Source organism: Paenibacillus sp. TAB_01 (assembly GCF_043945595.1).
Classification (GTDB): Bacteria; Bacillota; Bacilli; order Paenibacillales; family NBRC-103111; genus Paenibacillus_S.
This window is the reverse complement of record NZ_JBIFNP010000001.1, coordinates 2,092,997-2,115,589: the sequence shown is the minus strand read 5'-3', so window position 1 is coordinate 2,115,589 and position 22,593 is coordinate 2,092,997. Positions and strand designations below refer to the sequence as shown.

Sequence of the window (22,593 nt, the reverse complement as noted above, 5' to 3'; positions counted from 1 at the left end):
CTTCAAGACACAGCAACTGTCCTGTTTTCGCATCCGCACAGAAATTTACAGCTTGGACAGCATAGACAAAGGAAAGCTCGCTTCCGGGTCTTTGCCTTGAACGCCCCAACCCATCATGCCGTTTACGTATTGAAGCTCCAGAGGCTCCTCATGGCCCTCTACAGCATAACGTCCCGGGGGAAAGTCCGCCGGATTCAGCGTATAAGCCTTCGCCGTATAATATTTACGCTCCAGCTGTTCCTTATGGCTCGGAAATTCAGCGTGCTCCAGCGCTTCGATAATTTCGTTCATCTCCGCCTCCAGCTCTTCCGGAGACATTTGGCTGTACAGCTTTTTCATATCCGCTCACCTCCTATATGGGTCCGCAGCAGCTCCGCGAGCCGGCTCCGGTTGCGCTCCAGCCAAGCATGAACTTGTCCGAAGCTGGCAAGGAACGTCTCCGGGTTGTTCTTCTGATCGCCAATCGCCCATTGCCGTCCCAAGAAATGCAGACACAGCACCAGACTGCGGAGCAAAATAAGCTGAGGCAGCGCCTCCACCTCTTTCATCTCCAAGCTTCCGGTCGAGCCGTAGCCCGCGGCGAAGGCTTCCACCAGCTCCCAGCGTCCGCCGTGGCAGCGGATAAGCTCATTCAGAAAGACCGCGGCCTCCATCGCCCGCAGGTCAGGCGTAACGAATTCGAAATCCAAAATCCCCGATACTTCGCCGCCCCTGGCGATAATATTGCCGCCGACGATGTCGGAATGCACCAGCTGCACCGGCAGCTGCTTCAGCTCGGGCAGCTTGTCCTCCAGCCGCTGAACTTCTGCCTGAAACAGCGAGGCTTCCTTGGCCAGCGGGCCGCCCTGAAGGCTGCTGAGCCAGTTTTCCCGATTCGCTCGCGTCACTAAAGAATGGACTTGCTCCAGGTCATAGTACGGCTCATAGGCCGCCTCCTGGACTACCTGTACCTGGGCGAGAGCTGTCACTAGCTCCCCCATAGCCCGGCCTATTTCAAAGACGTGAGCCGCATTATCTAACTCGGCCCTCTCCCCTTCGATAAAGCGGAAAAGAACGGCCAGCTTCCCTGAGCGCAGACGGACATAGCTGTCCCCTGCGCGGGTTTTGACGGGCCGCGGAGTCTGAAAGGATAAGCGGCAACGCTGCAGCTGTTCGAGAACGGCCAGCTCGAATTTGACTTTATTCTCGTCCTCGTGGTTGTCGTATATCCGCAGCACATAGCCGTCCTCTTGATAGTACACAAACAAGGTCGTGTTATTGACCCCGCTCTCCTTTTTCTCTAAACGCCATGCCTGATTATCAAAATAGAACTGCAGCACTTCGTGCAGCTGCTGCTGCTTTTCATCTGTCGTCACAGTGCAAAGTTTCCTCCCGTTACTGCCTCAACTGCGCAGAGCTGCGGAAAATCCGGCTGTAACATACTGCTTTTCCGGACTTTGCAGCCATACCCAGCATTTGAACATCTGGTTTTGCGGAAGCAGCCGGTCATGCAGGCCCTTTCAGGCCCAGAACGGCCGCTTCCATCCCGTATTGACCGAACGCCTTGAACAGGTAGCTGATCCGCTCTCCCTCCGTTTTCAGCGCATATAAGCCCTCAAGCAGAGATTGATTAGCCTCATCCAGCCGGATCATGTCGGACCACATAACGATACGGCCGCCCGGCTTAAGCAGGGAGATAAGCAACCGGTTATAATCCGCTACAAGACTGTTGCGAAGATAGGTCAGCGCATCTACAATTTGGCGCACCTCGCTCTGCTCGTACTGGGCAGCATAGCCGGCGAATTGAGTCAGTGCAGGCACATAGAACAGCTGGGTATGCACCGCGCTAGATACGACCAGGGAAAAGCTCCCGCGCAATCCGGAAAGCGCCTCTCTTCGTCTGGCCTGGAAGGCGCTGTCCCGGATGTAGGCCGCCATCTCCGCGGCAGGGGCTTGATTCAACAGCATTTCTTCCCATGTTTCATAGAATTGAATCTGATCCAGTCCCGTGTAATCCATCCGGGTCAGCGATTGAATTGTGCCGGAAGCCGTTCCTTGATGCCCCAACGCCTCCTCAATCGCATTCTCCTCGGTGTCCAGTACGGTCAGTTGGGTAAAATGCTCTGCCAGAGCCGGCAGATCGACATCGCCGTGATTACCGGCACCTAATACAACCGCCTTCTCCTTCACAGGCAGCAGGTCCAAGCTGTGTTCCAGCAGCTGACGGATATGGAAGCGGTGGGTTCCCCATTCGTTCGATCCCCAATCCACGTTAAGTGCCTCGCTCTCATCCTGCTGCATGTGCATGGGCACCGGTTGAAAAGAACGTTGAAACTCTTTCATCATGAACCCTCTTTCTATGAAAATGATATGCATGTATTATAACATAGGGCCCGTTTGCCCGCCTCCCAAAGTTTACAAAAAAAGACTGTTCCGCCTAGTCATCAAGGCCCAAAAACTTTTTTTAAGATTTTGTTGACAATCTCTCAGCGTCCTGATATATTAATACATGTCGCCGGGAACGAGCGGCGAAAACAATAAGACTTGTTAGCTCAGCGGGAGAGCACTATCTTGACAGGGTAGGGGTCGCTGGTTCGAACCCAGCACAGGTCATACAGAAAAACCCTTGATATATAAGGGTTTTTTGCTTTTATTGCCACTTGGGATATCTCCAAATTATTGCCGCTGCCAACCATTTGCCAACGCACTAACGATAAACAATGGTATTAAACATGCAAGACTAAAACCTAAACAGAAGCTATTCAACTACCCCAAAAACTTTTCCTCCTGTATAGACAGCAAGCTAGATGGAAATATATACTAAACTGGTGATACTACGAAATAGCTCGCGTTCTATCTGCCTGCAATCGACTTTTTACTAGGAGGATCGGGACATATGATTTTAGGGGCGTCTATTGTTTTGGGTTTAATTTTGCTGTTCGGAATCTTCATAATTAAAACGGCTAAATACAGCAAGGTAGCAGATGAGATATTAGACAAAAAAGGCCGTGACGCTTTAGCAAAAACTCAGGCCCGGAAAGAAGCCAAGTTAAAAGCTAAAGGCTAAACAGCAAAAAGGGCCTCCCGGTGAAGGGAGGCTTTTTGCTGTTTATTCTTCCGGACGGCCCGCGGCGCGTCTTCAATCGATAAAGCCGTCCAAGTCAACGTGAATCACGTCTTTAAATTCTATCAGCTCCCAATCATACCCGGCTTGAAGCTTGATGAGCCGATGCCGCGCCTCCAGACCCGTTACGATGCCCCGTATCTGCCGGTTTTCGTATTCTCCATAAACTGTAATCGTAACCTCCAGAGTGTTCGCCTTTGACGCACTTAACCGGCCGAACATTTCCTGTTCTTCTTCTTCCATCAGCTCCGGCTTACTCTGCTTCCGTGCTTCTTCCGCCTGCCTGATCGCGGCCCCTTTGTGCTGCGGTAGGATTATCCGGCTCGATTCCCAAAAAACGTTAGCTCCTGGCGTCAACTTATTCGGCTTCATGATGCCTCCTTCCTTACCTGCTGCGCCGCGAGAATATTTTCTATTCGGAACACTCGCGGCGCATTTCGCTGGAGACACCGTGCTTTAACAGTGCCATTTACTACGGATTTGACCTCGATCTGCCGCTGCGTGATCCGTCCGTCGCCTCCAAGATAAATGATTTCAATTGTTTTCCCGATGTACTTTTCCATACCTGTTCGCCTCCAATACAGAACATTTGTTCCTATTATATGCGAACACAGGTTCTATATTCAAGTATGAAGTGATATTTGCTTTGGTAACTTTTTCTTGCAAAGTGATACTATATATGATATCATATAAATATGAAAGGAGCTGAGACATGGCAAAGATAGAGAAGCTCATCGAAAAGATGAGAAGGAGTTATCAGGGGATAACCTTCCACGAAGTGAAAAAAGTCCTCGAACATGCCGGATATAGTGAGATAAGAGTTCGCGGCTCACATCATCACTTCCGAAATGCTCAAGGACTTCTCACAACAGTGAAGCGCGAAAGCCCGGTAAACCCGGAGGCTGTGAAAGACGCGCTCAAAAGGTTAGGACACTAAGAGGGGAGCAATCCCCTCCCCCTATCCTCTCCCTTTATCTTATGCCTAAACTTATGAAAAATCAAAAAGATGCTGCATATTATTTATCGCTGCCGTATACCTTCCAAATCCGTCACGTCGAGGATCAAGGTAAGCCGTACTTTTGGGCCAATATAAAAGAATTAGACGGGTGCCATACGTCCGGGGAGACATGGGAGGAAGCCTATTCGGAGCTTCAAGAGGTATTAAAGGATCACATCGAAATCAAGTTAGAACACGGCGACCCGATCCCCGAGCCGCAGGAGGAGTTTAGCGGAAAGATCCTTCTTAGGCTTCCTAAATCGCTGCATCAGCAATTGGCATTTAAGGCCGACCAAGAAGGTATCTCATTAAATCAGTATCTGCTTTATAAGTTAAGCCGGTAACAAAAAAGCCCTCCATCCGCTAGGACAGAGGGCTTTCCTCATTTATTCTCTTGGCAACCCAGCCGCATCACGCAGCCGATTAGCAACCGTATTATCATAGGCCATTTGCCGGCTGCACGCCTGCGCACCGTCCATATTACCGCTGTCGAGATGCTCAAGATACAGCTCCTTGTTTGCTTCATAATCTTTCTCGATGAATGCAATTGCCTCGTTTGCTAAATCTGCATCAAGCACATTTTGTTTAATAGCCATGCCTACTTTCCACCCTCCCGCGTCTCCGTCTGATTCATCCCGATCTATACCAATACCGTTAACCTGTACGTCATTTTCAAACTGATAGAGATTAGGCGCGTCCAGCTTAGCACCTCTGCTCCAGGCGTAGGTCTGCCATACCTTGCTTATAGCGCCGCGGTCCTGGAGCATCTTGCACACTTCATATTCACCGTAGGCCCCTAGCTCATAGCCTGGGATCTGCTCGTCAAACGCGCGCATATATGCCTCTATAGCGTCGTAGCTGGCTGCGTTAACGTCCGTATCTACTGCCGCGTAAATAACCGATCCTTCCGGCTGTCCTACCTCCCGCGCATACTGGAGCGCCAGCGCGCCATCCTCCCGGCCTTGCTCCGCGCCCTGGAGAGCGTTAGCCGCCCCTCTCTCGAATACAGATACAACGTAAAGCCCCGCAGCGCTGATATCCGCAGCCTCTCCGACTGTTAGCCGTTTCCGTGATCCTACCGGTGCTAGGTACCGACATACGAAGGTAAACCCTTGGGAAGCAAATTTTGCTGCCAGGCTAGCGCTTAAAGGCGTAGCACAATCAAATCCTTTTGCCACGATACCCACCCACTTTTTAAGGTTTGTTAATTTCCAGTTTCCAGCTCAAAATAGGCCAAGACAGCAGACAGCAGGACAGCGGGTTTTCCTTCTCCTGCTATATTTTCATTTAGCCCCTATTTTGATAGGCCAATATAGGGCTAACTATTATTATTTCTAAATATAGTGAAATCTGCTGTCTTGCTGTCCACAGGTGCCTCAAACCCTTGGTACATAAGGCTTTTTTCATGGACAGCAAACCTGGACAGCGGATTTTTTTTGCTGTCCGCTGTCCAGACAGCAGAATTTTTGCTGTCCTCCGCTGTCCGCTGAAAACATGACCACTAATTTCCAATTATGGAATTTTACAATCCCGGTCGATTTCTGCCTACTTGCCGGTTAGCTTGCTTTTAACGAAAGATATGCCGTCTTGTAGCGGCTTGGGCAGCGGCCAGCCTAACCGGGCATAGTTCTCGCTGATCGATACTAATTCATTAGCCAAGAAGGAATATACAGCCCCTTGCATTATGACCGTGGTACCCTGGGACACGTCCAACCGGTGAGCTAACATAATAGCTGTAAACATGAGGGCTTTTTTCATGAAGCCCCAATACCCTACGCTGCTGCTGATCTTCTTTCCTTCCTTAATAGAAGCGAGAATACCGGTTCCGTAGTCGATGGCACACGCTAAGGCTAAAAGCCCGAGCAAGCTGCTCCACCCGCCGAAGGCATAAGCCGATATAGCTACACACACAGTTGAAATAATACTTTTTTCCATAATAACCCCCTATTAATAGATAATATGATCCTCATTTAGAGCGGAATGTCCGGCCTTTCGCTGACGATAAATGCGACGATAGCGTTAAGATCCTCCTCGCGCTCGGGATTATTTAACACAGCGTAATTATTCGCGATCACCCCGGAAAGTGTCGGCGCCTCACCCGCATCAAACCGTGTAATACACGCACGACCAACAATCCTTACTTGGAGATCTGTCATATTTGCCATTTTTTATAGCCCTCCCGTAATAATATCGGCTATCATTAATTCCAAGTCGGATAGGCGTTCGCGGTCAATCTGTGCTTGAGTCTTTGGGATGAGATCCCGCTCATCAGTAAAAAGTGAAGCGTCAAAATCGTCACCTGAACGATATTCCCCTTGGGTCGTGACCAATATGGGAATATCGGTGTAATAGACGTTTACCTTTTCTTCGGGCTGTGGGATGCCTTGTTCGTCAGGCACCCAATCCGTATAGGAGATACGACCCGATTCAACCTGTTCATACCGGATGCTTGCCTGATCGAGCACAAGGATATCATGCTGTACGCCCTTGGCCCCGCCGCTTTCAGCTTCGATGGTATCCCCATCAATCGATGTGACCTTATCAATAAAACTAGCGAGCACCCCATCTTTGTATAGAACTGCTATCATCGTATAACTCCCCCTCCACCTGTGCTTTCCGCAGTCGTTCCTGTTGGCTGTGTGCTGAACTTCCCTATCGTTGATGCTTCTGCAGCATACAGTCCAGTCGCGTTACCTGTGCCCGTATTTGTTGTGCTAAATACAATCGAATGCCTTTGGATAAAAAGCCCGGCTTGTCTATTGGATAAGTCGCATCCTGAAACCGTTCCTTTCGACTTATTGTATATAACAGCACTAAAGGATGTTGTCGCATTGTTACACCGACACGCGTCGAATGTGACGGCCGAGCTGCCATACGCCGAAAATCCATCATGTGTAGTGGATATGGCCTTTAGACCTCGAACGGTTACATCCAAGACACAGTTAAAAACATCCACACTATTCACAACATAGTTATCGGATACGCTAGTCCCACCGACCAGCAGGATCGACCCTTTACCGATGAACCCGTTTATACCTATGGATTCGCTGTAGGTCCCCGCAGCTACGTTGATTTTTACCTGATGATTGACCATCTGAGGAATCCGGTTAATTGCCGTTTGAATATTTCTCAATGCCGTTTCACTGGTCAATCCATCATTGGTATCATTTCCTGTCGTAGACACATACAAGGTGATATTTTGTTCCGTAGCACCGGGGAAGACATTATTAATGGCCCCAGCTGATATACTTAGTAATCCCATGCCGGGGATCGTTCCTGTAAATCGAATTTGGCCCCCCTCGTGGGCGTGCATCGCGTAGCTATTCCCTTCCCCTGTATTGTTGGAACAATATACATTTGCGCAATATCCTACCTGAATACCATATTTTCGGTTTGATAGGGTACACCCTACAATACGGCCATCAGTCGCATCCATCATAACACCTGAAGACGTAGCACTTGTTGCTGTTACTTTACAAGCACTGAATATGACGTGTTTACATCGAACGGCATAGAAACATGGTTTATCGGTGCTGATACCTTTAATACCATATATCCCCAATATGGGGACACAATGTTTTACCATAATAGAGTTAATGACAACCGAATCAGGAGTTGTTATATTTCCGGTGATATCGATCGTGCCGCCACCCACAACCCCTGTAATGGTAACGTCCTCACTGTACGTCCCGTCTGCTAGGTTGATTGTATACAAGTGATTACACACCTGCGGAATCATACTGACCGCTTTAGTTATCGTCTTAAACGGCGTACCCGCACTCAAACCATCATTGGTGTCGTCGCCTTCCACACTTACGTAGTATGTCGTGTCAGCTGTAGATTTTACCGGCACCTTCATGTCTAGCTCATCCCAGTTAGCATTGAAATCCGTATCGACGTTAACCGTAAGGTCTAAGTCCGTGGACGTGTCGATTTTCCTCAGACCTAAATTCTGCGTGTAGGTAGGCACCTAAAATCCCCCTCTTGAAAATTTGTCATATTTGGTATTCTGTAGTTGGCCGTAAGTCATGCCTAGAAGCTGCCGATAGGTGATAAACTTGTACTCCCATATGATAGCCAGGTGTGCAGGTATGAGCTTTTCTAGGTCAGACTTTAGGCTGTCGAGGAAGCTCGGCGTCCCTTGCACGTTGGTAAATCGGATAATCACCGCGCCGTTGAAGTCTACCTCCACATCACCGTTAGGATATGATAGGCATGCAGCTTTGATTGTATCGACATTAACGGCCCCAAGCGTCCGCTGCTTAAATTTTATCCTGGCCCGGCGCTCGGCCGGCGGCTTGCTGACGTCAGTGGGTAGCCCCAAGTCTCGCTCAAATAGGGATAACGCCCACGTGGCCGTATCAACGTTAAGGTTGTCTATAGCATCTCCGACCATATTTAGCACCGTGTCTAATGCCTCTCCAGCAGAAGACGCCAGGTCTATAACAAATTTATCCGACCGGCTGATAGCGTTAAGATTAGAAAGCACCTTGTCCTTATACAAGCGTAATCACCCCTACGGACCGGCGTTTCCTTATCGCCTATAGGCACGTTAACGATATCCCCGTTAACCGTAAGGCCGGAGTAATCCTCCACGCCTTCCGCACTGATAATCGCCTCCCCGATCTTTGCGTAAGAGGCTGCGGCCGCCTGAAAGGCTATGCTCTTTAAATAAGAAGATACCGAGTTTTCGATACTGGTGAGAACGTCCGAATCCGTTGCCCCGGCTGACTTAATGGCACTAACAGAAATATCTATCAGCTTCGCGTCGGCTGATAGCACCGTGCATTTAGCGCCTATAGGGGCCTGGCCTAAGCCTTTACCCTCTGAATCGGGATCTATAAAATTCTGAACGACGTCAACCAACGTAGGAGAGGCAGCGCCTTTGTTCTGATCGATTATTCTAACCTCCACCGTACCAGGTCCGAAGCTGAGCGGGTAAACCTTCGCGTCACCTACGCCCGCCTGCTCCCGCGCCCATAGCTTATAATGGTAGACATTGCCGCTTGTCGCCGGGGTCTGCAATACCAGGAAATACCGTTCCCTTAGTGATGTGTCAGATTCAGCGTCGAAGCCGTCCGTCATAGGGGCGCTGTTGGTGACGGCAGTAATGCCCGGCAAGGTTACCGGGATCTGCACCACCTGCCCAGCAGGCACGTTACCTGCCATCCCGGGAAGCACACACTTAACCTCGATCGACGCGCTGCCGGAGACCGTCCCCGTCTGCGTGGCCCGGTACTGTATGCCGCTTTTAGTCTCGAATATGTCCCCGGTGTTAACCACGCCTGTGCCGGTTACGGTAACCGTACCAATGGCATATGTCGCGGGGTTGCGCGTCAAGCCTGTACGTTGGTTGACAAACTGCTCCAGCTGATCGCCCGCTAAGTTGTTAATGTCCATCTGCGCCTCCACCCCTGCTAGCTTGCCGTCTAATCCATCCAGCAGCAGACTAAAGCTTTTCATCAAATCGGCAGGCAGCAGGCCGGGCCGCTTGTCGTATGTGTCCGGTAGGCCCGCCATGAGCTTACTGTAATTATCCATTTAGCCTAACCTCCAATCTCTGAGCGGCCCCTTGCTTTGTTTGAACCATAAAGGATATTTCCGCGCCCTTTGGCGTTCGCTTTGTGCTAAAGCCTGTAATACCGGTTATCTCGGGGTGCATGAGTAGTTGCTCGGATACCTGCCGCTTAACCTCAGAGTCTACCACGCCTACCGGCAAGTCACGCCGCCCAATGAATTGATATAAGGATACGCCGAAGTCACTATAAATCGGATACTTTCCGCGCTCTGTGCCTAGCAGCATTCGCACCCATTGCTCAATGGCCTGCCCATAATCAGCCATGACCGGCCGGCCGTCCTGGAATACAGTCTGCCCTGTCTCAAAGTCGAATAGTGGCGCTAAACCGAAAGGAATAGCCGTGGCTGGTAGGATTGACGCTGTGTTATTCGTTGGTATCAAGCAAGCCGCCCCCGATCTTGTCAGCTACGACAAACTGCTGAAAATTACTTGTGAGCAAAACAACCGCATCACCTACACTAAGCCGATCCGCTACCACCAGGTCATTCAACCGGCTAGACAACATGAGCTGATCGGCCTCTAGCAGAAAGTCACCCAGGCTTACCCTGATCGGGCTCACCGACACTACAACGCCCAGGCTAACGGCCTGCACGCCTGGCGGCTGCTTGAGCAGCCTTGCTAAACCTACGTCCCAACGTTGCATTACGTCACCCCTAGTCTAATAGTTGTCTTGTGGACCCCGTTGTTTTCCGTATGGCTGGCCTGAGTGATGAGATATCGGCCCGTTATGCCCGTAATCGGCTCGTTAACATCAATAAGCCGCCCGGCTCTTAGCTCGTCTGAGCCCAGAAGGTCAATGCTCGTATCCTCTGACACCCGGTTAAGCTCGGCCAGCTTGTTACGCGCTATGTTCCGGGCCTGCGATTCATCTTTTTTGTCTACACTTTCAACGTGCGTCAAGAGCCCGTACTGGGCCTGTGAATCCGCGTCGTCCACGGTCTGTAGGATCTTTAGGCGGTCGTCGCTCTCGCTTACCACCGTAACTCTGTTACGCAAATCCTCTATACTTAACGTCCGGCTAGGGTTGCTTATCGCAGCCGCTACCGGGAACGGTGCCGTGTTGTTAGCTATCTGGACAGTAGGCGTGATAAGTAGGTCCTCGTAAGGCGTGATGTGGAGCGTGTCTAGTCGCATCTCCATAAAATACTTTTTACCTGTCTCACTCGTAGCCTGGCTGATAATATCCTTGATAACGTCCGATAGGCTGTCACCGTTGTAAATCTTCTTAATAGGCGTCTTGATGCTCGTTACGCTGTGCTTAACGTTGTACCGGTTTAATAATTGCTCTATGGCCGTAGACGCCGCCACGCCGTTGAATTGGACGGCTGCGGCGTTACTATTGAGATACCAAGCAAAGTCAAAGCAGTTGTAAGTTATCCTAAAAGGGCCGTTTTTCTGCTGCTTGACGATGATAAACCTATGCAGCGTAACGCCTGCCGAATCCTGTAATAAAATTTGGTCACCTAGGTTGATAGCCTTAGAGTCAAGGTATCGCGCGTTGGAGCTGTTGATATAGTCGAATTGGCATTCTACAGCTAGGCTATCAACGTTAGAACTCCAGCTCAGAGAACCTGCAAAACTTGTTATGTCGGTCAATATGTTATCTTGCACCAAAACCAATATATGGCTCATTGCGTACCATCTCCGAACGGAAATTCGCTAAGCGTCAGTGTGTACGGGATATCCCCCGGCTTGTCGACCCCATAGCTAAAATCGTCAACTATTACAGCTATATTCATCATTTCCACGTCGCCCACCGTCACAATGAGCCGTAAGGGTATTCGCTGATTAATGTACGTGTTGAACCATACGACACAGTCCCAGCCTAAGCGCTCGCCCTTCATGAAGGGGTACCACTTGACCGGGAAGAACGACGTCAGCGTAAGCGTCTTAAGATCCCGAGGCCCCGGCAGGTTTAAAGGCGTACCGTCCACCCGTTCAAATTGTTCGTTCTTCCTTTTGTTCATGTCTGCCATGAAATCACTGGTAGGATTGACCGGCAGGATGATAGAATCCGCAAAGTTATTGACGGCAAAAACAATATCCATCCTCGGCCCCCTTATACGTTAGTCATAGCAAGCGATATACGATCATAAAGCAGCTCGCCTATTTTGTCCGCGTAGCCATCCGGCGCTACCAGCGTCCCTACACTAATATTAACGGTCACCGACTTACCGCCAAGCGCTCCGGCTGTCTTGCTTGCGTTCAGTACCTGGGAGCCTCTAGGCAAGTTAACAATCTCAGGCCCTTGCTCACCGACAAGTGACGGCCCGCCAGGCGCATAGTTCGTGCCTAGAGCGTGCTTAGCAAGCATCGGGCTGTTAGGCTTAATGGCGTTATCGATAGCGCTCGGCGTGAGCATCGGGGCGGCGTTGTTATAGCTGCTCATATCGATTTTAGGAATTATGGGAATGTTTACGCCGGGTATGAGGTTGATCTTCTCAATCAGCCAATTGATTTTATCGATAATGACGTTGACCGAGGAGTTAAAGGCGTCTTTCAGAGTGGCCCACATCACCGTTCCTTTTTCCCGGATAGTGTCCCAATTCTTATAGAGCAGAGTGCCCGCCTCTATAATCATACCGAAAGGCCCGACAAGCCCGATCAAAACAGACTTAGCGGCCTCAGCGAACACGTCCAATTTTGCTTTTATTTTGTCCCAATAAGTGTAGAGCAGTATCGCCGCAGCCACCGCAGCACCGATTGCTATAGCTATAATACCGAAAGGCGTGAGAGCCGAAGCCGCCGCAAAAGCCACCTGCGCTAAGGTCAGCGCTTTTGTAACGACAATCCATGACTCATATATCGTAACAATCGTAGAGGCTACTTTCTGGGCTGCGATAGCCGCCGCAATGCCTCCAAGCGTAGGAATCAGCCAGCCTTTGTTATCATTAATCCAGGACAGCGCACCGGTTAACTTATCCCACGCTGTTTTTGCCGCAGTTATGGCTTTGGGGATCGCAACCTCTGCATAATCAAATACCTGGGATAGATCGGCCTGCAACTCGTCGAGCTTGGCGCCCCCGGCAGCTGTATCAACAAAGTCCATTAGCGTTTTTGCTTTATTCTTGAGCTTATCCAAAGCCGATCCGGCCTTAATGCTTCCGTCCTCTTGTATGCCCCAAATCTTGGTAAGCGCTGTGCTTACCGTCGCTTTAGTATTGTCCCAAATACCTTTAACCGTTTTGGACTGAGCTTCCATAGCGCCGGAATACTTCTTGGACATTAGGCTTTGCAAGGCCACAAGGAAATTGTCCATGTCGGTTATTTGCCCTTTGTTGTTAACGAGCTGTTTACCCTTCATGATACGATTGCCCTCGTCGATGATGTTTTGCTTTGTGATGCCGAACTCTTTGAGCCGCTCCAGCTCCCCGGTCTGCGCGTCCAGCTGCGCCTGCACCGCATCGTCGAGAGTCTTACCGGATTTCGATGCAGCCATGTCACCTAAAAGTGGTATCCACTTTTTAGCGTCTAACCCTTGCATGGTTAGCTGGCTGGTCGCGTCGATAACTTCCTTATTGCCAAACGGCGTAGTATTGGCGAATTTGTTAGCCCAGCTAAACAGGTCACTCGCTTTGGTCTGGTCCCGCGTAGCGATTAAGAGTTGATTCTTAAGGCCCTCGAAGTCCATTGAATCCTCTAACCCTTTTTTAAGCGCCAGGCCCGCGGTAGCCCCGATAGCTGTAAATCCGATAGCGCCCACCGTGGCCCCGAACTTGACAGCCGATTTGGCGGCTTCGGTAAAAGCCGTCTTGGTGTTGGACTTGAATTTATTGATATTGTTGGTCAGCTTCTGCATTGCTTTCTGCTGCTTGTTTGTAGCGTTGGTTATGGACGCAATTTGTGCAGCCATGTTTGACTTTAAGTTAAGTATCGTATTAATAACTTTTGATCTGGAGGCCAACGTCTAACCCTCCTGTCTGTTGTATTGCTCCATGACATAAGCATAAAAAAGTCGTTCCCGGTAGGTCAGATTGAGTAAAGATTCAGCAGAATGACCGCGAAGCATCCAGAACCCAATTAGGGCCATTTCGCCGTCATTCTCTACGGCTTTTTTACCTCATCTGCCATGTCTTTTAGCCCGGCCTTCTCAATCAAGTGCGTGCCCAACGTCAAGCGGTCGTTAAGATCCAGAATAGCCCGCACGGTATCAGTAGGCACGCTAATGCCAGCCTGCTCATGTAAAGCTGGGTCCTTGAACTCCTTGACGCAATTGTAAATAAGGAAATCGTAAGCATCTGCAACGCCGCTAACGCTGCTATCACTTAGGCGGTCTAGTGTCGAGCTTATAATGTCGTCAGTCGGAGTCTGGAGCGTTACACAGCCGCCCGAGGGGAGCTCGTATACTTCCTCGGCGTTAAGTTTTTCATCTTTTTTCAGCTTCTTAGCGATAAGCTCATCAAGCGTCATTGGCTTTTTCATGTACAGCCCTCCCAGGATGGAAAGGGGCCAGAGCCCCCGCCCTATTAGATTCGGTCAATGTAATTGTAAGTCACGGCCTTAAAAGGCAGGTCCTCTTTCAGCAGCGTCTTGTTCTCGAAATTAAGCCCGAACTCCGTAAACACAACGCCCAGAAGCTCCACGCGCTCAGACTCGCCGGTTTGAGGATTCTTGATCGAGCCTATAATCTTAATATCAGGCATGATACCCGTCTTGAAGCCGTCACCGACCAGGCGGGCACCGCGGGACATAATTTTATTTAGGCCGAGAGTGCCATCAATAGAAAAGCCCATGAAGCGATTATATGTTCCGTAATCACCCACAAAGCTAACTTCCTCAAAATTGCCCGTTACTTTAAACTCAAAGCTAGCCATGTCGGTAAGCAATTCACCGTTAACCCAGGTGCTCCCATCTGTACCGGATAGCAGCTTGTTTTGTTTGCTGTAGTCCACTCATGCCACCTCCTTATTGCAGCGATACAGAAAACTTAAAGTTTTCCATAGCGTCCAGTATTTTAATATCAGCGCTTAAAAACACGTTACGCTTAAAGCTGTTGTTTTTAACCTGTGCCTCTGTCCAGGTCGCGGCCTCCGTCTTACCCACAGACAGCCACGCGTTACGCTGCGCCTCGACGTCCACGCCCGCCAGGTTAGCAAAAGCGTTATCCAAGATGTTAAGCGTCACCAGCTCATTAAAATATGCGTTAATGGCCGAGATAAACAGCACTTGATTGTCGTATTTATTTTTGTACTTAGCCAGGTAGCCGCTTTTAAACGTAGAAGCAATGTCAGCCCGGATCATGTCCATAGACTCCGTGATAAGAATAGAACTCATGTCCTCCGTTTTATCACCGGTGAACGTGGTCAGGCTGTTGATTGCTGTGGACAGGCGCACGGCTCCCTCATCGTTAAAAAGGAATAGCTTTCCAGCTGCTACGGCCGCGTCGTTGTCGGCTTGATCCGTTACAGAAAGCAGCTCGGGGAACTCTTTGTACGTAGCTGATTGCGCTAGTGTTACCTCGATACCGGAAAGCGCCCCGAGCAAACGAGGAACAAAAGCTTCACCTGTTACCGTAGGACCGTCAACATAAGTGATATTAGCCGTTGCAAAGTTGACTACGTGCTGGCAGTCTGGAGCCGTTACGTTAAAAACAACTGCCTTTTTCGTATCGCCAGCGGCCTCCCGAGCTTTGATATAATCGGCTAGGTCTGCTTCGGTCCTCGGCGGCCCCGCCTACTAGGCCGATCCAGTTATATCTCGTTACGCCTAGCGCCGCTACTGCGTCGGATACTACCGCTTCGCTGTCAGCATCCACCCTAATAACGATAAGCTTGGACGGCACACCGGTTAAAACATCTTTGATATATCCGGCGTTAGCTGCCGTGAATTTCGTGGCGTCAAGGTCTGTAACGCTTGTCAGCGTCAGCGTATCGAAACTCTTGTCGGTGTCGTCTAGTACGATTAAGGCAGCGATACCTTGCGCCGAGCGGGCTACTGCCGTACCGGCAAGCTGCTTAAAAATAATTTCTATCTGGGGCATTGTGTTAGCCATTTACTCACCATCCTATTCTAAATCAACATCGAGGCTTAGCTCCTCCATCATATCCGCGTCGGCGCCCCCGTCGTCGTCTTTGTCCTCTACGTAATGGATCTCAAAGCTTGTCTGTAGAACACCATCCACCCGGATAGTAGACACCTCGTCAATCCAGGCTTTAAACGCGCCTCCCGGGGCCAAGTCAAGCGTACCAGTGAACGCGCTCTCTACCCGGTCCTGTATGTCGAGCATTTCAAGCTGGTAGTCGTACTGGCTGGTAGGGAAAAAGTATATGGTCACTTGGACGTTTCGCTCTACAGCCCAATCAAAACGGGGCGCCTTCGTAGCCTCGTCGAAATCGACGTAGAAGCTAGGTCTATGGAATCCTTCTCGAATGTCCGTGGACACGATTGGAATCTCTGAGACAGCCGCAGACAGCCTTAAATTGATAGCCCGAGCCAGGTCCTTAAGCGTAAACATTATAACTTTCCCTCTTTCAGCATTTTATCTACCCAGGCCTCCACGTCGTCTACATAGGTATCCTCAAAAGCCATTGAGGCCCTCTCAAACACCTTTAGACCCGGTTGGAATCCGTGCTCTGTGCCGTCACGCCCTACGATTCTGTGCCCGTCTTCGATTAAGTGGGCATGCGGAGCGGTGGAGTATACGCGTATACTAGGCACCCCGTTGAAATCGTAAGCCCGGCCACGCTTAATACTCTTGAAATACCGGTTAGACTTTTTATTAACAGACTTCCGGGCTTGTGCTGCTGTGGCTTTACGCAGCTTCGTTCCCTCGCCTCTTAGGAACTTTTTGGACTCTTTGGGGATCGTCTTGGTAGCAATGTCTACCAGGCTCTGCACAAAGGCGTCAAGCTGCCGTGTGTCTACGTCCCGGCTCATGCTTGCACCTCCCGGCAATGTAAGATGAGCTTATCCTGCCGATAGTACGCATCGTCCACATAGTCAATATCGAAGCGGCGCTCGCGGAATACTAGCCAATTGTCTTTACTTATATCCTTCGCATATCGGACCGTTACGCGTTGTGTCGTTGTGTTCACGTTCGTATCAACGCCGGACCGCTCGGACACCTTGCCGGCCATATTCTCAATCTGCGCCCATAGGCTGCGCACCTTGCCCGGCTGGTTAGCTTGGGCGCCAACCTCGTTAGTGACGGTTTGGTTAGCCCATAGCTCTACGCGCTTGTCCATTTTGCCGATTTCAAGCATGTTAATCGCTCCATTCGATAGTAAGCAAAATTGGCGTCAACGTGTGCGGTATCTCGGTAGGCGGTCTTGTGGCATTTACAATAACGTTTCTATTCTCATACCAGTGAGTTACCAACATATACACGGCTAGCTTGTGGATCTCATTCGTTTCGTCAATATCTTTTCCCGTAGCGGCTTTTATCTGGATCTTAGCGGCCCCTATCAGGCCTTGGAGGAGGGCGTCCTCCTCCGTGGCGTCCAGGTCTATCCGTAAATAGACTTTAAGCTCGTCTATCATTCGGCTACTGTCAGCGTACCGGCGATATAGATTTTGTCCGAGGCATCCAGCTTCATAACATCGAGGTAAGTGATAACACGCGCTACGGTCGTGTTAGTCGTAAACCCGGCATGCGCGGACGTAGCAAACATATACTGGCCGTTGTCGACCATTTTAACCGCAGCGTCCAAGTTACCGTAAAAGATTGGCGCCTCCAGGGTGTCCGTTCCGGTAGTCGGGAGCATAGCATTGCTGTAAACCTCTACGCGAATACCCATGAAACGCTTAGCCGTTGGGTTGGTTGGGTCAGGCTGCAGCACTGGACGGCCCGTAGTATCGAGTGCGGAGTCCAGAACGTCAAAGCCGTCCTGGTTGGTTACGATAACAAGGTTGTACTTAACGCCTTCGTCCAGGTCCACATTGATAGACTTTTTCAGCGCTTTCCAGTCCGCGATAGCCTTAACCGTCTTGCCAGCTTTCAAAGCTGTGATAGCCATTTTGTTTTCAGTTACGACCGCTTTACGCGCAAACACGTCGGCAATGTAGTTAATCAGGTCATTGTCCGTCATAGCTAGGAGCGTGTTAGATAGAGCGATGAAGCCGCCTTTTTCTTTCAGCGAGTAGCTCACGTTTCCAAATTTGATATCCGCGATATCGTCAACCGGCGTACCATCGGAGAAGTCCACAAGCTCGGTTACGGTCTCGAAGTTTTCAACCGGCAAGGAGCCTGTCATTGTGCTTACCGGGAAATAGCCGAGCACGTCACGCAAAGAGCGGTATTGACGGATCTTCTTCTGAATGATTGTCCGAATGTCCTGCGGGAACAGCAACCCCACGCCGTCCGAGCCTGGTGTCGGTAGGCCGGTAGGCACTAGCAAAGCATTCTCTGCGGCGGTCAGGCTGCGTCCCATACCTTGCTTAATAGCAGCCCGGAGGAAGGAAGCATTTTCTTTTGCCGCCTGCGGGTCGATTGCTGCCGGGGTTGGAGTCGGCGCGCCTGGTGCTTTCGCCTGGATTGCTTCTAATTCTTCTTGGTCGAGAATTTCCTGTAAGGCTACGGCCTCTTTTTGGCTCTTAACTTCTTCCATTTTGGCTTTAGCCTCGGCTACCTTGCCGTCAGTCAAAAAGGCTTGAGCTTCGGCTTTCAAGGTTTCGAGTTTCGCTTTCATAGCGTCGATAAGTTTCATTGATGTTGCCCCTTATAAGTTATTTTTGGTTCTAAACGGTCAGCAATTCCAGCTCCAGGCTCAAGCGCTCAATTTCTGCGCTGTTGTCCGGCTCTACAGCCGTTAGGGCTTTAGGAGCCTTGGCGTATATGGATAGGTCACTCACCGAAGCAGCATACCGCACCTCGTCGCCTACCGTCACCGTGAAATACTTAGCGGCTTCTTTGCCATCCAGCCAGGTTTCGGCTTCGAGCATTTCCTTAACGGTCTCGATGGACGTACCGTAAGCGAGTCGGGACTGATAGACATTCAGCATGCCGGTCTCGATTCGGTCCAGGTCGTCGGCCATCTTCCTAAAATCATTAGCGTTTCCCTGGATGATGTTCCACGGCTTGTGTATCATCAGGAAGGCGTTAGAAGGGATAACTATCTTGTCTCCGGCCATAGCAATAACAGAAGTAATAGAGCCAGCTACGCCGTCCACATACACGGTTTTGTGGGCTTGGTGCCGCTTGAGCATGTTATAGATGGCAAGTCCGGCAAACACCGAGCCGCCAGCGCTATTGATGTAAATGTTTAGCATGCTGGCGTTTTTCGCTTCGTCCAGAGCCGCCATAACGTCGGACGGCGCGGTGTCGGTATCGTCCCATTTATCCCACTCGCTGCCCACGATATCGCCGTAGAAATGAATATCTGCGGAATCGCCCGTTTGGTTCTTAACCTGCAAGTACTTAAGCATTTTAGTCACCTCCCTCCGGCTCTTTATACGCTGCTCCGGCCAGCTCAAGAGGCATAACCGCACCGTTAACGGTGAGCTTGTCGCCGCCAGGCAGCGCCTTTTTGCCTTCCAGGGCCCTAACCTCGTTAGATGTATCAATGCCGCTGCGGACGCCAATCTCGTAAGCCTGGTAACGTGTCAAGATATCGGCACGTAGCAAGGAATCAAGGTCGTACTTAAGGTAATACCCGGCCTCTAGTTCGGTAGGCGTGAGCAGCTTCCAGCTAGATTCGCTTTCACACTGTACTAGCTCATGCTGCAACGTATCAGTGAGCCAGTTTCGGTTTTGGCTCTCAATATTGTTGTATGTGCTGCGGCCCAGGTCGTTAAGCTGGTGCATTTTCACGCCAAAAGCGTTAGCTATATGCCGGATTGTGAGCCCTTGAAGCTCGAAAAACTGAGAATCTACGAGCTTCGGATTAAATTCTTTAATCTCGTAGCCCAAACCTACCGGAATAATGCGCCCGGCGTTCTTGATACCGGCGACAATTTTATCCCATGTCGTCCTCATTTTTTCGATTTCTGCGGTGTCCTTGGAGCCTGTATATTGAAGGATCGCCCGGCCTTGTACGCCGTTTTTCCAGTAATTATTGATAAATTTTGAGCTATACTGCTCATTTTCAATCGTTTCGGCTAAATAGCGCTTAACAGAATGCCCGATCAATCCGTCTTTCGTGTGATTCTTTAGGTGGACTATTTGCTCATGCTTGAAGGTGTACGGCTTGCCTGCCTTGTCCGTATAGAAGTACCACACGGCCCCGGTCTTATCGATTATCCCCGCGTCGTCCACCCACACTTGCATCCGGGCACTGTCCAGGAGATAAAGCCCCACAATCTTTCCGCGCCTTGTGTGCATGTACACATAGGCGTTTCCGTATTCGAGCTTCATAAACTCCCGAGCATACAGGAAATCGACCATAGACATATATGGGTTAGGCCGGTATTGGAGCAAAGGAGACAAGTAATGTGCTCTGTCCTGCTCGCTGCCGCCGTCGACATCGCGCTTCATGACCCGCAGCGGTAACGTTGATATAGCCTTGCAGCGGATGTCCATGCAGGCAAAATACGTAGCGCTATTAAGTTTGTCGGCGCTAATGTCGCCGGACGACATACCGAGCGATTGCAGAAAGGTTTGAACGTCCTGGAAGGTAAAATCATTCGTCACAGGCACGCCGGCCGCTTTGGGCTGCCTAAATCTAGGCCATTTCATATAGTTATCACCCCCTTCAGCTATACGTAATCCGCGTAAATGTCGTCTATATCGCTATCAGACATGACCCATTGTTCTTTCATCAGCATGGCGTGCTTGTGGGCGTCTATGATCGCGTCCACTGGATCTATGCGCTTGTTACTTTTGCGCTTCTCCAGCTTACACTCCCCGAAGGAATTGAACTCCAGCTTAGAGCTTAGAGCAGACCACACCAGCAGCTCGTTACGCCGGTTGTAGAATATCGAGCCTTCTTCCACGGAAAGCTTAAAGTCGCATACCGCCTCATTTAGCGACTTGGCCGACTGCACAACCTCCACAACGTCACAGCCGAACGTATCAAGCTCGTCAAGTATCCGGTTAATGTTGTGGGTATCGTAGCAAATCATACGAAAGCGAAGTGCGTATTTTTCCTTAACGTCCCTCAGATATTGCAGGATCGCGTTGAAATCCGTTTTATAGCCTGGCGTCAGTGTGAGCAATCCGTCATTTACCCACTTGTTATAGGGCACGTCGTCACCCTGAGTCTTTGCGGCTAAATGCTCCTTAGCCATGAAGGATTGGGACTCTATGAAAAAGTGTCCCGGCGTGTCCAGCGGGAACTCTAACCCCACCGAACACAAGTCTCCGACGCCGCCGCCGGATAAGTCAATCCCTACATAGCATTCGCGCCCTTTCATATCCTCCAGGGTCGTATTACAACCGGCTTTTTTCCACTTGACGACATCGACAAACTGCGTGTCACCGGCCACACACCAAATATTGAATACCTTTGTCAAGAACGTTGACAGCTCTTTGCCGCCTACCGACCGCGCTTTGTGGGCATCGGGGAGAATGTTCTCTTTCATACCCGGTATGTCGTCGATGAGCGGCATACATTTAATCCAGTTGTCCGGGTCCCAAATATCGTCCCCCGCGTCCATCTGAGCTATATAGATAAATATCTGCTCGTTTGTCTGCGGCTGCTCCAGCACCTTAAGGCAATACTCATAAAAGCCGTAGCAAGGTGCCGTGAAATCCTCCCCGGCTGTCGTGATGATGCTAAGCAGGCACTCGGGGAGCGTCCGCTGACCGTACAGCAACGCTAAGTAAATCTCATCTGTTGCATGCTGGTGATATTCGTCCAGGATAGCCAAGTAACTCCTGAATCCGTCTAGCTTATCGTCCCTAGATAGGGCCGTGACGGTAGACTTGGTGAGCAATGCCTGGATAGTGGACTTATAATCTTGGATCTTGAATGTCTCCGCTAGCTCCGGGTCAGCCTCGATAAACTTGACCATTTCGTTATAAACGATCTTTGATTGCTTCAATTTCGTAGCAGCTATGTTTATCTGAGCGTACTTATAGCCCGCGAAGTTTGAGCTGTACGTACCTAAGATCCCGTTAAGGAGTGACTTACCTTGCTGCCTCGCTACCTGGACATAGGACTGCCTATAGCGCCGGTATCCGGTATCTCGATGCACCCAGCCGAACAAGGAGCCTAAAATAAAAGCCTGCCAGCCGGACACCTTTAAACTCTTAGGCTTACCGGTTCCCTCGGCTATTCGGAGCTTACCGGCAAACTTCAATATCCGATCGGCTTTTTTCTCATTGAACACATACGGGAAGCTGTCCGTCGCTAAGGCGTTGTACACCTCAGCCCGTCGCAAATCGTCCATGTGCCGCTGACACGCCAGGATAACCGACCGGCCCGCTAGTATCTTGCCGGTGATTACGTCCTGCGCGTACTGCGTCACCCTATCCATTATCGTCCTCATCGGTAAACTCGGCATACTTGCTCTTAGGCTTAGGCGGTTCCTTGCCTTTAGGCGTTGTCGATAGCTTTAGCCGGGCGCCTAGCGTTAGCCCTAGCTTATCGCCATATTTCCGGGTCTCCTCGGCGTAGCGGACATGCAGCCTAAACAGCGGATTCTCAACTAATACGTCACCGTAAGCGGTAGGTTTAGGGACTAGCAGCGGAGCGCCCTGGATCGCCTGATTAACCTCCCTGTACTTAGCCATTGCGTTGGCGTACTGGCCTAGCGTGGTTACGTCCAAATTAGCAAGTAGCTCTATCTTTTTAAGCTCTCGGGCTGTTGCCTGATAGATATTCCGGGCTACCCGGCCCTGCACCCAATCCGGGCAAGCAAGTTTATCGTTTTCGCCTTTAACCTTGGCTTCTTCTCGTCGCCGCTTAGCAATTTCGGCTTTTGTCAGGTGTTTCTTACCGTCTTGAATGAGCACGTCTATCGGCTTTTTCTGTCTCCCCACGCTAGCACCTCCAATCTATGAACATTATGTGAACAAACCCATAGAAAACCCGAAAA

General features: G+C 50.3%; 33 protein-coding genes and 1 tRNA gene. 4 read left to right on the top strand and 30 right to left on the bottom strand.

Annotated features, from left to right (window positions below):
* Positions 1 to 45: 45 nt before the first annotated feature.
* From ACHHV8_RS10170 to ACHHV8_RS10160, 3 genes are all read right to left on the bottom strand, one after another.
* Entirely contained in the window at positions 46 to 339 is a 294-nt protein-coding gene (locus ACHHV8_RS10170) for a DUF1811 family protein (protein WP_395158171.1), read from the bottom strand.
* Positions 336 to 1,355 carry a phosphotransferase gene (locus tag ACHHV8_RS10165; RefSeq protein WP_395158170.1) on the bottom strand — a complete coding sequence of 340 codons (1,020 nt, stop codon included), beginning with the start codon at positions 1,353 to 1,355 and terminating at the stop codon, positions 336 to 338. Before ACHHV8_RS10165 ends, ACHHV8_RS10170 begins: the two co-directional genes overlap by 4 nt.
* A gap of 130 nt (positions 1,356 to 1,485) precedes the next feature.
* Positions 1,486 to 2,322, bottom strand: a complete 837-nt coding sequence (locus tag ACHHV8_RS10160; RefSeq protein WP_395158169.1) for a hypothetical protein — start codon at positions 2,320 to 2,322, stop codon at positions 1,486 to 1,488.
* Between the two features lie 198 nt (positions 2,323 to 2,520).
* Here ACHHV8_RS10160 and ACHHV8_RS10155 point away from each other — a divergent pair.
* Both ACHHV8_RS10155 and ACHHV8_RS10150 read left to right on the top strand, forming a co-directional pair.
* A tRNA-Val gene (locus ACHHV8_RS10155) sits at positions 2,521 to 2,592 on the top strand.
* Positions 2,593 to 2,875: 283 nt separating this feature from the next.
* Positions 2,876 to 3,046: a hypothetical protein gene (locus tag ACHHV8_RS10150; protein WP_395158168.1), complete on the top strand. Its 171-nt coding sequence runs from the start codon at positions 2,876 to 2,878 to the stop codon at positions 3,044 to 3,046.
* 72 nt (positions 3,047 to 3,118) lie between these two features.
* Here ACHHV8_RS10150 and ACHHV8_RS10145 read toward each other — a convergent pair whose 3' ends face one another.
* Together ACHHV8_RS10145 and ACHHV8_RS10140 are read right to left on the bottom strand one after the other, a co-directional pair.
* Positions 3,119 to 3,475: a YolD-like family protein gene (locus ACHHV8_RS10145; protein WP_395158167.1), complete on the bottom strand. Its 357-nt coding sequence runs from the start codon at positions 3,473 to 3,475 to the stop codon at positions 3,119 to 3,121.
* Positions 3,472 to 3,666, bottom strand: a complete 195-nt coding sequence (locus tag ACHHV8_RS10140; RefSeq protein WP_395158166.1) for a hypothetical protein — start codon at positions 3,664 to 3,666, stop codon at positions 3,472 to 3,474. The genes ACHHV8_RS10145 and ACHHV8_RS10140 overlap by 4 nt, the downstream gene beginning before the upstream one ends.
* Positions 3,667 to 3,815: 149 nt before the next feature.
* On the opposite strand from ACHHV8_RS10140, the gene ACHHV8_RS10135 reads away from it, so the two are divergent.
* Complete coding sequence (locus ACHHV8_RS10135) at positions 3,816 to 4,040, top strand: type II toxin-antitoxin system HicA family toxin (RefSeq protein ID WP_395158165.1); 225 nt, start codon at positions 3,816 to 3,818, stop codon at positions 4,038 to 4,040.
* A 41-nt stretch (positions 4,041 to 4,081) separates the two neighbouring features.
* The gene (locus ACHHV8_RS10130; protein ID WP_395158164.1) at positions 4,082 to 4,444 is read left to right on the top strand and encodes a type II toxin-antitoxin system HicB family antitoxin; all 363 of its coding nucleotides are present in this window, start codon (positions 4,082 to 4,084) and stop codon (positions 4,442 to 4,444) included.
* Between the two features lie 42 nt (positions 4,445 to 4,486).
* On the opposite strand, the gene ACHHV8_RS10125 is transcribed toward ACHHV8_RS10130, so the two are convergent.
* From ACHHV8_RS10125 to ACHHV8_RS10005, 25 genes are all read right to left on the bottom strand, one after another.
* Positions 4,487 to 5,278, bottom strand: coding sequence for a DUF1906 domain-containing protein (locus tag ACHHV8_RS10125; RefSeq protein ID WP_395158163.1), 792 nt, complete (start codon positions 5,276 to 5,278; stop codon positions 4,487 to 4,489).
* A 367-nt stretch (positions 5,279 to 5,645) separates the two neighbouring features.
* A complete protein-coding gene (locus tag ACHHV8_RS10120; RefSeq protein WP_395158162.1) occupies positions 5,646 to 6,035 on the bottom strand; it encodes a phage holin family protein in 390 nt (129 codons plus the stop codon).
* Between the two features lie 35 nt (positions 6,036 to 6,070).
* Positions 6,071 to 6,265 carry a hypothetical protein gene (locus ACHHV8_RS10115; RefSeq protein ID WP_395158161.1) on the bottom strand — a complete coding sequence of 65 codons (195 nt, stop codon included), beginning with the start codon at positions 6,263 to 6,265 and terminating at the stop codon, positions 6,071 to 6,073.
* Positions 6,266 to 6,268: 3 nt separating this feature from the next.
* A complete protein-coding gene (locus ACHHV8_RS10110; protein WP_395158160.1) occupies positions 6,269 to 6,688 on the bottom strand; it encodes a hypothetical protein in 420 nt (139 codons plus the stop codon).
* Positions 6,685 to 8,070, bottom strand: coding sequence for a hypothetical protein (locus ACHHV8_RS10105; RefSeq protein ID WP_395158159.1), 1,386 nt, complete (start codon positions 8,068 to 8,070; stop codon positions 6,685 to 6,687). Before ACHHV8_RS10105 ends, ACHHV8_RS10110 begins: the two co-directional genes overlap by 4 nt.
* Positions 8,071 to 8,604 (bottom strand): putative phage tail protein, encoded by a 534-nt coding sequence (locus ACHHV8_RS10100; RefSeq protein ID WP_395158158.1) that lies wholly within the window; start codon positions 8,602 to 8,604, stop codon positions 8,071 to 8,073.
* A complete protein-coding gene (locus ACHHV8_RS10095) occupies positions 8,541 to 9,641 on the bottom strand; it encodes a baseplate J/gp47 family protein (RefSeq protein ID WP_395158157.1) in 1,101 nt (366 codons plus the stop codon). The genes ACHHV8_RS10100 and ACHHV8_RS10095 overlap by 64 nt, the downstream gene beginning before the upstream one ends.
* The gene (locus ACHHV8_RS10090) at positions 9,634 to 10,059 is read right to left on the bottom strand and encodes a DUF2634 domain-containing protein (protein WP_395158156.1); all 426 of its coding nucleotides are present in this window, start codon (positions 10,057 to 10,059) and stop codon (positions 9,634 to 9,636) included. The genes ACHHV8_RS10095 and ACHHV8_RS10090 overlap by 8 nt, the downstream gene beginning before the upstream one ends.
* A complete protein-coding gene (locus ACHHV8_RS10085; RefSeq protein ID WP_395158155.1) occupies positions 10,043 to 10,321 on the bottom strand; it encodes a hypothetical protein in 279 nt (92 codons plus the stop codon). The genes ACHHV8_RS10090 and ACHHV8_RS10085 overlap by 17 nt, the downstream gene beginning before the upstream one ends.
* Complete coding sequence (locus ACHHV8_RS10080; protein ID WP_395158154.1) at positions 10,321 to 11,310, bottom strand: XkdQ/YqbQ family protein; 990 nt, start codon at positions 11,308 to 11,310, stop codon at positions 10,321 to 10,323. The genes ACHHV8_RS10085 and ACHHV8_RS10080 overlap by 1 nt, the downstream gene beginning before the upstream one ends.
* A complete protein-coding gene (locus ACHHV8_RS10075; RefSeq protein ID WP_395158153.1) occupies positions 11,307 to 11,726 on the bottom strand; it encodes a hypothetical protein in 420 nt (139 codons plus the stop codon). Before ACHHV8_RS10075 ends, ACHHV8_RS10080 begins: the two co-directional genes overlap by 4 nt.
* A gap of 11 nt (positions 11,727 to 11,737) precedes the next feature.
* A complete protein-coding gene (locus tag ACHHV8_RS10070; protein ID WP_395158152.1) occupies positions 11,738 to 13,582 on the bottom strand; it encodes a tape measure protein in 1,845 nt (614 codons plus the stop codon).
* A 140-nt stretch (positions 13,583 to 13,722) separates the two neighbouring features.
* Complete coding sequence (locus tag ACHHV8_RS10065; protein ID WP_395158151.1) at positions 13,723 to 14,100, bottom strand: hypothetical protein; 378 nt, start codon at positions 14,098 to 14,100, stop codon at positions 13,723 to 13,725.
* 44 nt (positions 14,101 to 14,144) lie between these two features.
* The gene (locus ACHHV8_RS10060) at positions 14,145 to 14,570 is read right to left on the bottom strand and encodes a phage tail tube protein (RefSeq protein WP_395158150.1); all 426 of its coding nucleotides are present in this window, start codon (positions 14,568 to 14,570) and stop codon (positions 14,145 to 14,147) included.
* A gap of 13 nt (positions 14,571 to 14,583) precedes the next feature.
* The gene (locus ACHHV8_RS10055) at positions 14,584 to 15,162 is read right to left on the bottom strand and encodes a phage tail sheath C-terminal domain-containing protein (RefSeq protein WP_395158149.1); all 579 of its coding nucleotides are present in this window, start codon (positions 15,160 to 15,162) and stop codon (positions 14,584 to 14,586) included.
* Between the two features lie 100 nt (positions 15,163 to 15,262).
* Positions 15,263 to 15,670, bottom strand: a complete 408-nt coding sequence (locus tag ACHHV8_RS10050; RefSeq protein WP_395158148.1) for a hypothetical protein — start codon at positions 15,668 to 15,670, stop codon at positions 15,263 to 15,265.
* 12 nt (positions 15,671 to 15,682) lie between these two features.
* Positions 15,683 to 16,132 carry a phage tail terminator family protein gene (locus ACHHV8_RS10045; RefSeq protein ID WP_395158147.1) on the bottom strand — a complete coding sequence of 150 codons (450 nt, stop codon included), beginning with the start codon at positions 16,130 to 16,132 and terminating at the stop codon, positions 15,683 to 15,685.
* Positions 16,132 to 16,554 (bottom strand): HK97 gp10 family phage protein, encoded by a 423-nt coding sequence (locus tag ACHHV8_RS10040; protein WP_395158146.1) that lies wholly within the window; start codon positions 16,552 to 16,554, stop codon positions 16,132 to 16,134. Before ACHHV8_RS10040 ends, ACHHV8_RS10045 begins: the two co-directional genes overlap by 1 nt.
* Positions 16,551 to 16,880, bottom strand: a complete 330-nt coding sequence (locus ACHHV8_RS10035; RefSeq protein WP_395158145.1) for a phage head closure protein — start codon at positions 16,878 to 16,880, stop codon at positions 16,551 to 16,553. Before ACHHV8_RS10035 ends, ACHHV8_RS10040 begins: the two co-directional genes overlap by 4 nt.
* Position 16,881: 1 nt before the next feature.
* The gene (locus tag ACHHV8_RS10030; RefSeq protein WP_395158144.1) at positions 16,882 to 17,157 is read right to left on the bottom strand and encodes a head-tail connector protein; all 276 of its coding nucleotides are present in this window, start codon (positions 17,155 to 17,157) and stop codon (positions 16,882 to 16,884) included.
* Positions 17,154 to 18,323, bottom strand: coding sequence for a phage major capsid protein (locus tag ACHHV8_RS10025; RefSeq protein WP_395158143.1), 1,170 nt, complete (start codon positions 18,321 to 18,323; stop codon positions 17,154 to 17,156). The genes ACHHV8_RS10030 and ACHHV8_RS10025 overlap by 4 nt, the downstream gene beginning before the upstream one ends.
* Positions 18,324 to 18,354: 31 nt before the next feature.
* Positions 18,355 to 19,041 carry a head maturation protease, ClpP-related gene (locus ACHHV8_RS10020; RefSeq protein ID WP_395158142.1) on the bottom strand — a complete coding sequence of 229 codons (687 nt, stop codon included), beginning with the start codon at positions 19,039 to 19,041 and terminating at the stop codon, positions 18,355 to 18,357.
* A 1-nt stretch (position 19,042) separates the two neighbouring features.
* Complete coding sequence (locus tag ACHHV8_RS10015) at positions 19,043 to 20,245, bottom strand: phage portal protein (RefSeq protein ID WP_395158141.1); 1,203 nt, start codon at positions 20,243 to 20,245, stop codon at positions 19,043 to 19,045.
* Positions 20,246 to 20,310: 65 nt separating this feature from the next.
* Positions 20,311 to 22,032, bottom strand: a complete 1,722-nt coding sequence (locus ACHHV8_RS10010; RefSeq protein WP_395158140.1) for a terminase large subunit — start codon at positions 22,030 to 22,032, stop codon at positions 20,311 to 20,313.
* Positions 22,025 to 22,537 (bottom strand): phage terminase small subunit P27 family, encoded by a 513-nt coding sequence (locus tag ACHHV8_RS10005; RefSeq protein WP_395158139.1) that lies wholly within the window; start codon positions 22,535 to 22,537, stop codon positions 22,025 to 22,027. Before ACHHV8_RS10005 ends, ACHHV8_RS10010 begins: the two co-directional genes overlap by 8 nt.
* Between the last annotated feature and the right edge of the window lie 56 nt (positions 22,538 to 22,593).

Coding starts and splice junctions, on each gene's coding strand:
- ACHHV8_RS10170 (WP_395158171.1), bottom strand. CDS start 339: ATGAAAAAGCTGTACAGCCAAATGTCTCCGGAAGAGCTGGAGGCGGAG.
- ACHHV8_RS10160 (WP_395158169.1), bottom strand. CDS start 2,322: ATGAAAGAGTTTCAACGTTCTTTTCAACCGGTGCCCATGCACATGCAG.
- ACHHV8_RS10150 (WP_395158168.1), top strand. CDS start 2,876: ATGATTTTAGGGGCGTCTATTGTTTTGGGTTTAATTTTGCTGTTCGGA.
- ACHHV8_RS10145 (WP_395158167.1), bottom strand. CDS start 3,475: ATGAAGCCGAATAAGTTGACGCCAGGAGCTAACGTTTTTTGGGAATCG.
- ACHHV8_RS10140 (WP_395158166.1), bottom strand. CDS start 3,666: ATGGAAAAGTACATCGGGAAAACAATTGAAATCATTTATCTTGGAGGC.
- ACHHV8_RS10135 (WP_395158165.1), top strand. CDS start 3,816: ATGGCAAAGATAGAGAAGCTCATCGAAAAGATGAGAAGGAGTTATCAG.
- ACHHV8_RS10130 (WP_395158164.1), top strand. CDS start 4,082: ATGCCTAAACTTATGAAAAATCAAAAAGATGCTGCATATTATTTATCG.
- ACHHV8_RS10120 (WP_395158162.1), bottom strand. CDS start 6,035: ATGGAAAAAAGTATTATTTCAACTGTGTGTGTAGCTATATCGGCTTAT.
- ACHHV8_RS10115 (WP_395158161.1), bottom strand. CDS start 6,265: ATGGCAAATATGACAGATCTCCAAGTAAGGATTGTTGGTCGTGCGTGT.
- ACHHV8_RS10110 (WP_395158160.1), bottom strand. CDS start 6,688: ATGATAGCAGTTCTATACAAAGATGGGGTGCTCGCTAGTTTTATTGAT.
- ACHHV8_RS10095 (WP_395158157.1), bottom strand. CDS start 9,641: ATGGATAATTACAGTAAGCTCATGGCGGGCCTACCGGACACATACGAC.
- ACHHV8_RS10085 (WP_395158155.1), bottom strand. CDS start 10,321: ATGCAACGTTGGGACGTAGGTTTAGCAAGGCTGCTCAAGCAGCCGCCA.
- ACHHV8_RS10080 (WP_395158154.1), bottom strand. CDS start 11,310: ATGAGCCATATATTGGTTTTGGTGCAAGATAACATATTGACCGACATA.
- ACHHV8_RS10075 (WP_395158153.1), bottom strand. CDS start 11,726: ATGGATATTGTTTTTGCCGTCAATAACTTTGCGGATTCTATCATCCTG.
- ACHHV8_RS10065 (WP_395158151.1), bottom strand. CDS start 14,100: ATGAAAAAGCCAATGACGCTTGATGAGCTTATCGCTAAGAAGCTGAAA.
- ACHHV8_RS10050 (WP_395158148.1), bottom strand. CDS start 15,670: ATGGCTAACACAATGCCCCAGATAGAAATTATTTTTAAGCAGCTTGCC.
- ACHHV8_RS10045 (WP_395158147.1), bottom strand. CDS start 16,132: ATGTTTACGCTTAAGGACCTGGCTCGGGCTATCAATTTAAGGCTGTCT.
- ACHHV8_RS10040 (WP_395158146.1), bottom strand. CDS start 16,554: ATGAGCCGGGACGTAGACACACGGCAGCTTGACGCCTTTGTGCAGAGC.
- ACHHV8_RS10035 (WP_395158145.1), bottom strand. CDS start 16,880: ATGCTTGAAATCGGCAAAATGGACAAGCGCGTAGAGCTATGGGCTAAC.
- ACHHV8_RS10030 (WP_395158144.1), bottom strand. CDS start 17,157: ATGATAGACGAGCTTAAAGTCTATTTACGGATAGACCTGGACGCCACG.
- ACHHV8_RS10025 (WP_395158143.1), bottom strand. CDS start 18,323: ATGAAACTTATCGACGCTATGAAAGCGAAACTCGAAACCTTGAAAGCC.
- ACHHV8_RS10020 (WP_395158142.1), bottom strand. CDS start 19,041: ATGCTTAAGTACTTGCAGGTTAAGAACCAAACGGGCGATTCCGCAGAT.
- ACHHV8_RS10010 (WP_395158140.1), bottom strand. CDS start 22,032: ATGGATAGGGTGACGCAGTACGCGCAGGACGTAATCACCGGCAAGATA.